Annotated in this window: 8 protein-coding genes and 4 pseudogenes; all 12 read left to right on the top strand. The window is 60.7% G+C overall.

Annotated elements, in window-relative coordinates; genetic code table 11:
- Positions 1-2,023, top strand: a pseudogene (gene flhA / locus JFT80_RS21695) (flagellar biosynthesis protein FlhA); the annotation flags it as partial.
- An 11-nt stretch (positions 2,024-2,034) separates the two neighbouring features.
- Positions 2,035-3,363, top strand: coding sequence for a flagellar biosynthesis protein FlhF (flhF, locus tag JFT80_RS21690; RefSeq protein WP_201149319.1), 1,329 nt, complete (start codon positions 2,035-2,037; stop codon positions 3,361-3,363).
- 116 nt (positions 3,364-3,479) lie between these two features.
- A complete protein-coding gene (fleN, locus tag JFT80_RS21685) occupies positions 3,480-4,310 on the top strand; it encodes a flagellar synthesis regulator FleN (protein ID WP_003222917.1) in 831 nt (276 codons plus the stop codon).
- Positions 4,307-5,047, top strand: coding sequence for an RNA polymerase sigma factor FliA (gene fliA, locus JFT80_RS21680; RefSeq protein WP_003222919.1), 741 nt, complete (start codon positions 4,307-4,309; stop codon positions 5,045-5,047). The genes fleN and fliA overlap by 4 nt, the downstream gene beginning before the upstream one ends.
- Before the next feature lie 166 nt (positions 5,048-5,213).
- The gene (locus JFT80_RS21675) at positions 5,214-5,585 is read left to right on the top strand and encodes a chemotaxis response regulator CheY (protein WP_024012118.1); all 372 of its coding nucleotides are present in this window, start codon (positions 5,214-5,216) and stop codon (positions 5,583-5,585) included.
- Between the two features lie 18 nt (positions 5,586-5,603).
- Complete coding sequence (locus JFT80_RS21670) at positions 5,604-6,392, top strand: protein phosphatase CheZ (protein WP_007920000.1); 789 nt, start codon at positions 5,604-5,606, stop codon at positions 6,390-6,392.
- A 54-nt stretch (positions 6,393-6,446) separates the two neighbouring features.
- Positions 6,447-8,698, top strand: a pseudogene (locus JFT80_RS21665) (chemotaxis protein CheA).
- Positions 8,699-8,747: 49 nt separating this feature from the next.
- A pseudogene (locus JFT80_RS21660) lies at positions 8,748-9,895 on the top strand (chemotaxis response regulator protein-glutamate methylesterase).
- On the top strand, positions 9,895-10,635 hold the full coding sequence (locus JFT80_RS21655) for a flagellar motor protein (protein WP_008077689.1): 741 nt from the start codon (positions 9,895-9,897) through the stop codon (positions 10,633-10,635). Before JFT80_RS21660 ends, JFT80_RS21655 begins: the two are co-directional and overlap by 1 nt.
- Before the next feature lie 12 nt (positions 10,636-10,647).
- Positions 10,648-11,541 carry a flagellar motor protein MotD gene (gene motD, locus JFT80_RS21650; protein ID WP_201149317.1) on the top strand — a complete coding sequence of 298 codons (894 nt, stop codon included), beginning with the start codon at positions 10,648-10,650 and terminating at the stop codon, positions 11,539-11,541.
- Between the two features lie 43 nt (positions 11,542-11,584).
- Positions 11,585-12,373: a ParA family protein gene (locus tag JFT80_RS21645; RefSeq protein WP_201149315.1), complete on the top strand. Its 789-nt coding sequence runs from the start codon at positions 11,585-11,587 to the stop codon at positions 12,371-12,373.
- A 211-nt stretch (positions 12,374-12,584) separates the two neighbouring features.
- Positions 12,585-12,910 (top strand): annotated as a pseudogene (locus JFT80_RS21640) (chemotaxis protein CheW); the annotation flags it as partial.

The following is a 12,910-nucleotide window of genomic DNA, read 5'->3' as shown; positions in this document are numbered from 1 at the left end:
TTGCCGATGCCGCCGTTCCTGCTGGACGTGTTCTTCACGTTCAACATTGCGTTGTCCATCGTGGTCCTGCTGGTGTGCGTCTACGCGCTGCGGCCGCTGGATTTTGCGGTGTTCCCCACCATCCTGCGTGGTGGCGACGCTGCTACGGCTGGCGTTGAACGTGGCCTCCACACGCGTGGTGATGCTCCACGGCCAGGACGGTCACGCCGCTGCGGGCAAGGTGATCCAGGCCTTCGGTGAGGTGGTGATCGGCGGCAACTACGTGGTCGGTATCGTGGTGTTCGCGATCCTGATGATCATCAACTTCGTCGTGGTGACCAAGGGTGCCGGACGGATTTCCGAGGTGAGCGCACGTTTCACCCTCGATGCGATGCCCGGCAAGCAGATGGCGATCGACGCCGACCTCAACGCCGGTTTGATCGACCAGAACCAGGCCAAGGCGCGTCGCTCCGAAGTTGCCCAAGAGGCCGAGTTCTACGGTTCGATGGACGGTGCCAGCAAATTCGTCCGTGGTGATGCGATTGCCGGCCTGCTGATTCTGTTCATCAACCTTATCGGCGGTATGGCCGTCGGTATCTTCCAGCACAACATGAGCTTCGGCGACGCCGGTCGGGTTTACGCGCTGCTGACCATCGGTGACGGTTTGGTGGCGCAATTGCCATCACTGCTGTTGTCCACCGCAGCGGCAATCATGGTGACCCGTGCTTCCGGTTCGGAAGACATGGGCAAACAGATCAATCGCCAGATGTTCGCCTCGCCCAAGGCCCTGGCCGTGGCCGCCGGCTTGATGGCGGTGATGGGGCTGGTGCCCGGCATGCCGCACTTTTCCTTCCTGAGCATGGCGGCGCTGGCGGCAGGTGGTGCCTACCTGTTCTGGAAGAAGCAGAACGGCGTCAAGGTGCAGGCCCTGGAAGAGGTCAAGCGCCAACAGGAACTGCTGCCGTCGCCGGCCCGCGCCCAGGAAACCAAGGAACTGGGCTGGGACGACGTGACGCCGATCGACATGATTGGCCTGGAAGTGGGCTATCGCCTGATTCCGCTGGTCGACCGCAATCAGGGTGGGCAGTTGCTCGCGCGGATCAAGGGCGTGCGCAAGAAGCTCTCGCAGGATCTGGGCTTCCTGATGCCAACCGTGCACATCCGCGACAACCTCGATCTGGCGCCGAGCGCTTATCGCCTGACCCTGATGGGCGTGATCCTCGCCGAAGCCGAGATCTACCCGGATCGCGAGCTGGCGATCAACCCAGGCCAGGTCTACGGCACGCTCAACGGTATCAACGCCAAAGATCCGGCTTTCGGCCTGGAGGCGGTGTGGATCGAAATCAGCCAGCGCGCGCAGGCACAGTCGCTGGGTTACACGGTGGTGGATGCCAGCACCGTGGTAGCGACGCACTTAAACCAGATTCTGTACAAGCACTCCAGCGAGCTGATCGGCCACGAAGAAGTGCAGCAACTCATGCAATTGCTGGCCAAAAGCTCGCCGAAACTGGCGGAAGAGCTGGTGCCGGGCGTGGTTTCGCTGTCGCAACTGCTCAAAGTGCTGCAAGCGCTGCTGGCCGAACACGTGCCGGTACGCGACATTCGCAGCATTGCCGAAGCCATCGCCAACAACGCCGCCAAGAGTCAAGATACCGCCGCGTTGGTGGCCGCTGTGCGGGTCGGCGTATCGCGCGCCATCGTCCAAAGCATTGTAGGCACTGAGTCCGAGCTGCCTGTGATCACCTTGGAGCCAAGGTTGGAACAAATATTGCTCAATAGTCTGCAGAAGGCAGGACAAGGCTCGGAAGAGGGTGTTCTGCTGGAGCCAAGCATGGCCGAGAAGCTGCAACGTTCGCTCATCGAAGCGGCGCAGCGTCAGGAAATGCAAGGTCAGCCGGTGATCCTGTTGGTAGCAGGCCCGGTGCGCGCGATGCTCTCGCGCTTTGGCCGCCTCGCAGTCCCTGGACTGCACGTGCTGGCCTACCAGGAAATACCGGACAACAAGCAAGTGACCATCGTTGCGACAGTAGGGCCCAACGGCTGAGGTAGTGGTTTATGCAAGTTAAGCGTTTCTTTGCCGCCGATATGCGTCAGGCCATGAAGCTGGTTCGTGATGAGCTGGGCGCTGATGCCGCCATCATTGGCAATCGCCGCATTGCCGGCGGTGTCGAGTTGACGGCGGCACTGGATTACAAATTGTCGGCGCTGGCGCCACGGGTTCCGAACATGGAACTCGAAGACGAACTGCGCAAGACGCAGTCGCGCATCGTTACCGCCCAGGCCGAGTTGAGCCTGCGCGGCGAAGCCGAGAGCGATAAGGCGACCAATCGCCAGCTGTTCGCTGGCCTGCCGCTGACCGCCGCCGAACCGTTGAGCGAACCGACCTACGCCGCCCCGGCGCGTCCAGCTCCGGCGCCTGCGCAGTCCTCCGGCGGCGTGGATCCACGTGCACTGGATTCGATGCGTTTTGAATTGAACAGCCTGCGCGAGTTGATGGAAGTTCAGCTCGGCACCCTGGCCTGGAATCAGCTGCAAGGCAGCCGTCCGGCGCAAGCCAATCTGTATCGCCGTCTGCAACGCATCGGTCTGTCCGGGCCGTTGTCGCGCGACTTGCTGTCGATGATTACCGATATCGAAGAACCCCGTCAGGCCTGGCGCATGCTGCTCGCGCACCTGGCGCGGATGATTGCCGTACCGGAAGTCGAGCCGCTGGAAGAGGGCGGTGTGATTGCCATGGTCGGCCCTGCCGGCATGGGCAAGACCACCACGCTGGCCAAGCTCGCGGCACGTTACGTGCTCAAGTACGGCGCGCAGAATGTCGCGCTGGTGAGCATGGACAGCTTCCGCATCGGCGCGCAGGAACAACTCAAGACTCTGGGCCGCATCCTCAATGTGCCGGTAACCCATGTCGATCCGGGCCAGTCGCTGGTGCAAGCGCTGGATCCACTGCTGCGCAAGCGCGTGGTGCTGATCGATACCGCCGGCCTGCAAGCCAGCGATCCGGCCCTGCGCATGCAGCTCGAAAGTCTGGCCGGACGTGGCATCCGTGCAAAAAATTATCTCGTGCTGGCAACCACCAGCCAGAAACAGGTTCTAACCGCCGCTTATCACAGTTACAAGCGTTGCGGGCTCGCCGGGTGCATCCTGACTAAACTGGATGAAACGGCCAGCCTTGGCGAAGTGTTGAGCCTGGCGATCAGTCATGAATTGCCGGTCGCGTACCTGACCGATGGCCCACGGATTCCGGATGATCTGCATCTGCCGCGCCGTCATCAATTGGTCAGCCGCGCCGTCAGCGTGCAAATGCAGGAAGAACCCAGCGAAGAAGCCATGGCTGACATGTTCGCTGATATCTATCACAGCCCGACCAAGCAGGTAGGCTGAGGTATTCATGAACAGTTTTTGTACCTACATCGATGGTCTGCCATGCATTGTTCAGGTTGTGAACGCGCAGCCAGTAATGTGGCCTCCGTCTATGCAAGACAAGGTAAAGAAATAACATGGGCAGCATGCATCCCGTACAGGTGATCGCGGTGACCGGCGGCAAAGGTGGCGTCGGCAAGACTAACGTGTCAGTGAACTTGTCCCTGGCGCTGGCAGAGCTTGGCCGTCGGGTCATGTTGCTGGACGCCGACCTGGGACTGGCGAACGTCGACGTTCTGCTGGGGTTAACCCCTAAACGCACGCTGGCCGACGTCATTGAAGGCCGCTGCGAACTGCGCGACGTCCTGTTGCAGGGGCCCGGCGGGATTCGCATCGTGCCGGCTGCTTCCGGCACCCAGAGCATGGTGCACCTGAGCCCTGCGCAACACGCTGGCCTGATTCAGGCGTTCAGCGACATCGGCGACAATCTCGACGTGCTGGTGATCGACACCGCTGCGGGTATTGGTGACTCGGTAGTCAGTTTTGTCCGCGCCGCCCAGGAAGTGTTGCTGGTGGTGTGCGATGAGCCGACTTCGATCACCGACGCCTACGCGCTGATCAAATTGCTCAACCGCGATTACGGCATGAACCGCTTCCGCGTCCTCGCCAACATGGCGCAGAGCCCGCAAGAAGGTCGCAACCTGTTCGCCAAGTTGACCAAGGTCACGGATCGCTTCCTCGACGTCGCTCTACAATACGTCGGCGCCGTGCCTTACGACGAAAGCGTGCGCAAGGCAGTGCAGAAGCAGCGCGCGGTGTATGAAGCCTTCCCGCGTTCCAAGTGCGCGCTGGCGTTCAAGGCGATTGCGCAAAAGGTCGACACCTGGCCGCTGCCCGCCAACCCGCGCGGCCATCTCGAGTTTTTCGTCGAGCGTCTCGTGCAGCAAACGGCAGGGCCCGTGCTATGACCGCTAGCGGTATGAATTACTACAAAAAGTCGGCACGTGACGCTCAGTACGAGCTGATCGAGCGTTACGCGCCGCTGGTCAAACGCATTGCCTATCACTTGCTGGCACGGTTGCCGGCGAGTGTGCAGGTCGAAGACCTGATCCAGGCCGGGATGATCGGCCTGCTCGAAGTCTCGACCAAATATGACGCCAGCAAAGGCGCCAGTTTCGAAACGTACGCGGGCATTCGAATCCGCGGCGCGATGCTCGACGAAGTGCGCAAAGGGGACTGGGCGCCACGCTCGGTTCACCGCAATACCCGTATGGTCAGTGACGCGATTCGTGCAATTGAAGCTAAAACCGGCCGTGATGCTAAAGATCACGAGGTTGCGGCCGAACTCCAATTGAGTCTCGACGATTACTACGGGATTTTGAATGACACCTTGGGCAGCCGCCTCTTCAGTTTCGACGACCTGTTGCAGGACGGCGAACACGAAGGGCTGCACGAGGATGGCGCGAGTGCTCATCTTGAGCCGTCACGCGATCTGGAAGATGAACGCTTCCAGGCGGCGCTGGCGGACGCGATTGCCAATTTGCCGGAGCGTGAGCGACTGGTGTTGGCGCTGTACTACGACGAAGAGCTGAACCTCAAGGAGATCGGTGAAGTCCTTGGCGTCAGTGAATCGCGGGTCAGCCAGTTACACAGCCAGTGCGCGGCCCGCTTGCGGGGGCGTTTGGGGGAGTGGCGAGCGCGCTGAAGGCAGTGTGGGGACACTGCGAACGAGGCTGGTGCGGTGATGAACGGCACCGGTCTTGCTCTGTTGTGCTCCAGACAGTCTTCGAGTGCTGCGCCGATTGATTGAAGTGGCGCGTCCAGGTGCTGGGCGCGTTTAAGACTGCTTGGAGGTCGAATTGAACAAAGACATGAAAATCCTCATCGTTGATGACTTCTCAACGATGCGGCGGATCATCAAGAACCTGCTGCGGGATCTTGGGTTCACCAATACCGTCGAGGCCGACGATGGCACTACCGCCATTCCGGTGCTCAACAGCGGAAGCATCGACTTTCTGGTAACAGACTGGAACATGCCGGGCATGACCGGTATCGACCTGCTGCGCCACGTGCGTGCCGATGAAAAACTCAAGCATCTGCCCGTACTGATGGTGACCGCTGAAGCCAAGCGCGAGCAGATCATTGAAGCCGCTCAGGCCGGTGTAAACGGCTACGTAGTCAAACCTTTCACGGCTCAGGCGTTGAAAGACAAAATCGAGAAGATTTTCGAACGCATCGGCTGATGAACGCGCGGGGGAGCTATGGAGCATAACGAATCTTCACAGGGCGATTTCGAGTCGACCCTGAAAAAACACGCGGTCGAACTGGTCGAGAGCCTTGAAAAAGGCAGGTTCGGCGACGCTGTGCAACTGATCCATGAGCTCAATCAGACCCGTGACCGCGGCCTGTATCAGGAAGTCGGCAAGCTCACACGTGAACTGCACAGTGCGATCGTCAACTTCCAGATCGATCCGAACATGCCGCAGGCCGAGGAAGTGTCGCAAATCACCGACGCCACCGAACGCCTGGGCTATGTGGTCAAGCTGACAGAGGCCGCGGCCAACCGCACCATGGATCTGGTGGAAAGCGCCACGCCGGTGGTCAACAGTCTGGCTGATGAAGCCCAGACCTTGAGCGCTGATTGGGGTCGCTTCATGCGTCGCGAGGTCGGGGCTGAAGAGTTCCGCGAACTGGCGCGCCGGGTCGACGGTTTTCTGTCGCGCAGCAGCACGGACAACCGTGCGGTGTCGAGCAATCTCAACGACATCCTGCTGGCCCAGGATTACCAGGATCTGACCGGTCAGGTGATCAAGCGTGTGACCCAACTGGTCACCGAAGTCGAAAGCAATTTGCTCAAGCTTGTGCTCATGGCCAGTCAGGTGGACCGCTTTGCGGGCATCGAACATGACCGTGCGGCGATGCTTGCAGAAAAAGATCCACAAAAACATCTCTCGCAGGGTGAAGGTCCGCAGATTCATGCCGATAAACGAGAAGACGTTGTGTCCGGTCAGGACGATGTGGACGATTTGTTATCCAGCCTTGGATTCTAGAGTTTTGGAATTGTAGGTTTTTTGGGTTTTTAGACCTGTAGGAGCACCCCATTAATGAGCTTCGGCGCCGATGAAGAGATCCTTCAGGATTTCCTGGTTGAGGCCGGCGAGATTCTTGAGCAACTGTCAGAGCAACTGGTCGAGCTGGAAAGCCGCCCGGATGACGCAGATCTGCTCAACGCAATTTTTCGCGGTTTCCACACTGTAAAAGGGGGCGCCGGCTTCCTTCAGCTCAATGAGCTGGTGGAGTGCTGTCACATCGCCGAAAACGTGTTCGACATCCTCCGTAAGGGTGAGCGTCGCGTTGATGCAGAACTGATGGACGTTGTCCTCGAAGCACTGGACGCGGTGAACAGCATGTTCAGCGAAGTCCGTGAACGTGCGCCTATCACCGCCGCTACCCCGGAACTGCTGGCCGCCCTGGCGCGTCTGGCCGAACCGCAATCGGCGGACGAAGCCCCGGCATCGCCGGTGGCCGAGATGATCGAAGAGCTGGTCGTCGAAGGCGATTCGGGCGACATCACCGATAACGAATTTGAACAACTGCTGGACTCGCTGAATGCCGTCAAGGCGCAAGCTGAAGCCCCGGCAGCCGCTGCACCTGCGCAGGCTGCCGATGGCGCGGCCAGCGATGAAATCACCGATGCCGAGTTCGAGTCGTTGCTCGATCAGTTGCACGGCAAAGGCCAGTTCGCCATTGACGCCGTGGTTGCCCCGGCGGCACCTGCCGCACCGGCTGCACCCAAGGCCGCAGGCGACAGCTCGGACATCACCGACGAAGAATTCGAAGCACTGCTCGATCAGCTCCACGGCAAGGGTAATTTCGCCGTCGAAGCGCTGGAGTCGGCGATTGCGTCGGCGCCCGTAGCGGCAGCACCAGTCGCCGCCGCAGTGGGCAGCGACCTGATCTCCGATCACGAATTCGAAGCGCTGCTCGACGAATTGCACGGTAAAGGCAAGTTCTCCGAAGTCGGCACGGCTACGGTCGCTGCCAGCGCTGCTGTAGCCGCGCCAGTAGCCAAGGCCGCAGCGCGCCAAGCCGGTGGCGAAAGCCCCTGAGCCAAAAGCCGAAGCCGCCAGGCCTGCCCCGGCTCGCGCACCGGCCACGCCGCCGGCGGAAAAGCCGGCCACTGAAGCCGAGACTACCGTGCGGGTCGATACCGCGCGCCTCGACGAAATCATGAACATGGTCGGCGAACTGGTGCTGGTGCGTAACCGTCTGGTGCGCCTAGGCCTCAACAGCGGCGATGAAGCCATGCAAAAGGCCGTGTCGAACCTCGACGTGGTCACGGCTGACCTGCAAACCGCGGTGATGAAGACGCGGATGCAGCCGATCAAGAAGGTCTTCGGGCGCTTCCCGCGCCTGGTTCGCGACCTCGCGCGTCAGCTCAAGAAAGAGATCAACCTGGAACTGGTGGGCGAAGAAACCGACCTCGACAAAAACCTTGTCGAGGCTCTGGCCGACCCGCTGGTCCACTTGGTGCGCAACGCCGTCGACCACGGTATCGAGTCGCCGGAAGAACGCGAAGCGTCGGGCAAGGCCCGTGGCGGTCGCGTGGTACTGGCGGCCGAACAGGAAGGCGACCACATCCTGCTGTCGATTTCCGATGACGGCAAAGGCATGGACCCGAACGTCCTGCGCGCCATCGCGGTAAAACGCGGCGTGATGGACAAGGATGCAGCCGATCGCTTGAGCGACACCGAGTGCTACAACCTGATTTTCGCCCCGGGTTTCTCGACCAAGACCGAGATCTCCGACGTGTCCGGCCGTGGCGTCGGCATGGACGTGGTGAAGACCAAGATTTCCCAGCTCAACGGTTCGATCAACATCTACTCGACCAAGGGCCAGGGCTCGAAAATCGTCATCAAGGTGCCGCTGACGCTCGCGATCATGCCAACCCTGATGGTCATGCTCGGCAATCAGGCGTTTGCGTTCCCGTTGGTCAACGTCAACGAAATCTTCCACCTCGACCTGTCGACCACCAACGTCGTCGACGGCCAGGAAGTGGTGATCGTGCGCGACAAGGCGTTGCCACTGTTCTACCTCAAGCGCTGGCTGAGTCGCTTCCGCCGCTCACGAAGAGCAGCGTGAAGGCCACGTGGTGATCCTTTCGGTAGGTACTCAGCGGATCGGCTTCGTCGTCGATCAACTGGTCGGCCAGGAAGAAGTGGTCATCAAGCCATTGGGCAAAATGCTCCAGGGGACTCCGGGCATGTCCGGCGCCACCATCACCGGTGACGGCCGCATTGCACTGATTCTCGATGTTCCGAGCATGCTCAAGCGTTACGCCGCACGGCGTATTTGAATCCGGGGCAGCGGGGCGACAACGTTCCGCTGCACCTAATGGAGTGTTTATGGCAGTCAAAGTCCTGGTAGTGGACGATTCGGGTTTTTCCGTCGCCGCGTCTCGGAAATTCTTTCGGCGGATCCGAACATCCAGGTCGTCGGCACGGCGACCAACGGCAAAGAGGCGATCGACCAGGCCCTGGCGCTCAAGCCGGACGTGATCACCATGGACTACGAGATGCCGATGATGGATGGCATCACGGCAGTGCGGCACATCATGCAGCGCTGCCCGACCCCGGTATTGATGTTCTCCTCGCTGACGCACGAAGGCGCCCGGGTAACCCTCGATGCGCTGGACGCGGGCGCAGTGGATTTCCTGCCGAAGAATTTCGAAGACATCTCGCGTAACCCGGAGAAGGTCAAGCAACTGCTGTGCGAAAAGGTCCATAGCATCTCGCGCAGTAATCGGCGTGCCAGTGCCTACAGTGCACCGGCCCCCGTTGCCGCGCCCATATCCGCGCCCATAGCCGCACCTGCGCCCGCTCCGTCGAGCATTGGCAGTTACAGCAGCAGTGCGCCTGCGCGTCCGGCACCGGCACCGATTGCCTCGCGCGCGCCGGCCCCGTCCCCGTCGTCGCCGGCACCGAAACGCAAGGCCTACAAACTGGTTGCCATCGGTACGTCGACGGGCGGCCCTGTCGCGCTGCAACGTGTGCTGACGCAACTACCGGGGAATTTCCCGGCGCCGATCGTGCTGATCCAGCACATGCCGGCGGCGTTCACCAAGGCCTTCGCTGAGCGTCTCGACAAGCTCTGCCGCATCAGCGTCAAGGAAGCCGAGGATGGCGACATCCTGCGTCCGGGCCTGGCGTTGCTGGCGCCGGGTGGCAAGCAAATGATGATCGATGGCCGTGGCGCGGTGAAGATTCTGCCGGGCGACGAACGTCTGAACTACAAGCCGTGCGTGGACATCACTTTTGGTTCCGCCGCGAAGTCCTACGGCGACAAAGTTCTGGCGGTGGTACTGACCGGCATGGGCGCCGACGGCCGTGAAGGTGCGCGTCTGCTCAAGCAGGGTGGCAGCGCCGTGTGGGCGCAGGATGAAGCCAGCTGTGTGATCTACGGCATGCCGATGGCTATCGTCAAAGCTGACCTCGCGGATGCGGTGTACAGCCTGGACGATATCGGCAAGCACATCGTCGAGGCGTGTATCTGATGGATGTTTTAAGCCTTATCGGGATCATCATGGCGTTCGTCGCCATCATCGGCGGCAACTACCTTGAAGGTGGTCACCTCGGTGCGCTGGCCAACGGCCCGGCGGCGCTGATCGTACTGGGCGGCACCATTGGTGCCGCACTGCTGCAATCGCCGATGAGCGCGTTCAAACGCGCGATGCAGATTCTTGCCTGGATCTTCTTTCCGCCGCGTGTGGATCTGGCTGGCGGCATCGACCGCGTGGTCAACTGGAGTCTCACCGCGCGCAAGGAAGGCCTGCTGGGTCTGGAGGGAGTGGCCGATGCCGAACCCGACAACTACTCGCGCAAGGGCTTGCAACTCCTGGTGGACGGTGCAGAGCCGGAGGCTATCCGCAGCATCCTCGAGGTGGATTTCTACACTCAGGAAGCGCGCGACATCGAAGCCGCCAAAGTCTTTGAAAGCATGGGTGGCTACGCGCCAACCATCGGCATCATCGGCGCGGTAATGGGCCTGATCCACGTGATGGGCAACCTCGCCGACCCGACCCAACTGGGTAGCGGCATTGCCGTGGCGTTTGTGGCAACCATCTACGGTGTTGCCAGTGCCAACCTGATTCTGTTGCCGGTTGCCGCCAAGCTGAAGTCAATCGCGTTGCGACAGTCGCGTTATCGCGAAATGTTGTTGGAAGGTATTTTGTCGATCGCCGAAGGTGAAAACCCACGCTCCATCGAGTTGAAGCTGCAAGGCTTCATGGATTAAGGGACTGACCTCATGGCTCGTCGTCGCCACCAGGAAGAACACGTCAATCACGAGCGCTGGCTCGTGTCTTACGCAGACTTCATCACATTGCTGTTCGCGTTCTTCGTGGTGATGTACTCGATTTCGTCGATCAACGAAGGCAAGTACAAGGAAATTTCCGAAGCGCTGGTCGGCGTTTTCAAAGACTCCGACCGCGCGCTCAAACCGATCCCGATCGGCGACGAGCGACCGAAGACCGTGACCCCGGCCAAGCCGCTGGTCAAGGACAGCGAGCAGGTCGACGCCGGCATCGCGCAGGCGGGTGACAACCCTCTGCAAAGCATTGCCGATGATATCAGTGCCGCCTTCGGCGACCTGATCAGCTCCAACCAGATGACCGTGCGCGGCAACGAGTTGTGGGTCGAGATCGAACTCAATTCCAGCCTGTTGTTCGGCAGCGGCGATGCGATGCCGAGCGACATCGCCTTCAACATCATCGACAAGGTCGCGGCGATTCTCAAACCGTTCGACAACCCGATCCACGTCGAAGGTTTCACCGACGATCAGCCGATCCGCACCGCGCAGTACCCGACCAACTGGGAACTGTCCTCGGCGCGTTCGGCGAGCATCGTGCGCATGCTGGCGATGCAGGGCGTTAACCCTGGACGCCTGGCCTCGGTGGGCTATGGCGAATTCCAGCCAGTGGCCAACAACGCCACCGCTGAAGGCCGGGCGAAAAATCGTCGCGTAGTCTTGGTGGTGTCACGAAATCTCGATGTACGCCGCAGTCTTACGGGCACCGGAACCGCCAATGCGCAACCGGACGCAGCGTTGAAGCGTGCTGGCACACAAACTGCACCGACCCCGGTCAAGACGCCGGGACGCGAGAGTGCCGTCAATTCTCCGTCACCCGCATTAACACGCTGAGCTATGTCTCGGTCGAGGATATCGGCCGGGAGGAACGAACCGAATGAGAGTCTGGGCAGTCGCCAATCAAAAGGGTGGTGTCGGTAAAACCACATCTTCCATCGCTTTAGCCGGATTGCTGGCCGAGGCGGGCAAGCGCGTGGTCGTGGTCGATCTCGACCCGCACGGCTCGATGACCAGTTATTTCGGCTACGACCCCGACAGTCTGGAACACAGCAACTACGACCTGTTTCTGCACAAGGGCAGCGTCCCCGCCGGGTTGCCGGGTCAACTGTTGTTGCCCACCAGCCATGAGAGCATCTCGCTGCTGCCATCGAGCACTGCGCTGGCGACCCTTGAGCGTCAGTCGCCGGGGCAGAGTGGTTTGGGCTTGGTGATCGCCAAGAGTCTGGCGCAGTTGTGGCAAGACTTCGATTACGCGGTGATCGACAGCCCGCCGCTGCTGGGGGTGCTGATGGTTAACGCCCTCGCGGCGAGCCAGCAGTTGGTGATCCCGGTGCAGACCGAGCATCTGGCTGTCAAAGGTCTGGAACGCATGGTCAACACCCTGGCGATGATCAATCGCTCGCGCAAGCAAGCGTTGCCGTTCAGCATTGTGCCGACCCTGTTCGATCGCCGTACGCAGGCATCTATGCATACCTTGCGTGTGCTGCGTGACAAATTCCCCGACGAGATCTGGCAGGGTTATATCCCGGTCGATACCCGTCTGCGCGACGCCAGCCGTGCCGGCGTCACGCCTTCGCAATTCGACGGCAAGAGCCGTGGCGTACTGGCTTACCGCGCGCTGCTCAAGCATCTGTTGGCGCAGCAACTTGTTCCGCAGGTGGCCTAGATGAACCCGATCCCCGCAGGAGCCGCCGCAGGCTGCGATCTTTTGATCTTGCCTGGCGGTATCCTTGAAAAAACCAGATCAGCAGATCGAAACCTGCCTGCGTAGGAGCTGCCGCAGGCTGCGATCTTTTGATCCTTCTTGGCGGCGTCCTCGACAAAAACCAGGTCAAAAGATCGCAGCCTGCGGCAGCTCCTACGGTGGAGGTGTGTCAGTGAATCGGCCGGTCAAGATCACGTCACGTCCGCAACTGGCGTTGCAGTCCTACCTGGACAGCCTGCTGATGGACGCGACCGGAGACCTGCCGGTTGAAGTTCAAGCGCCTGTTGAAGCGGTCGAAGTCGAAGCTACTTTGGACGATTTCCAGGCGGCAGTGCTTGAAGAGCAGGTCCGGATGCGCGTAAGCCAGAGGCGGTTGTTGCTCCGGTAGTGGCTGCGGTTGAAGAGGTTCAGGTTGAGCAGGCCAGGGTAGTGCTGGTAGAAGCACCTGCGCCGGCCCTGGCACCCGTGTCGACCATCGCGCCGCTGCCTCAGGCCCTG

Source organism: Pseudomonas sp. TH10 (assembly GCF_016651255.1).
Lineage (GTDB): Bacteria > Pseudomonadota > Gammaproteobacteria > Pseudomonadales > Pseudomonadaceae > Aquipseudomonas.
This window is presented reverse-complemented; position numbering and strand designations above follow the sequence as displayed.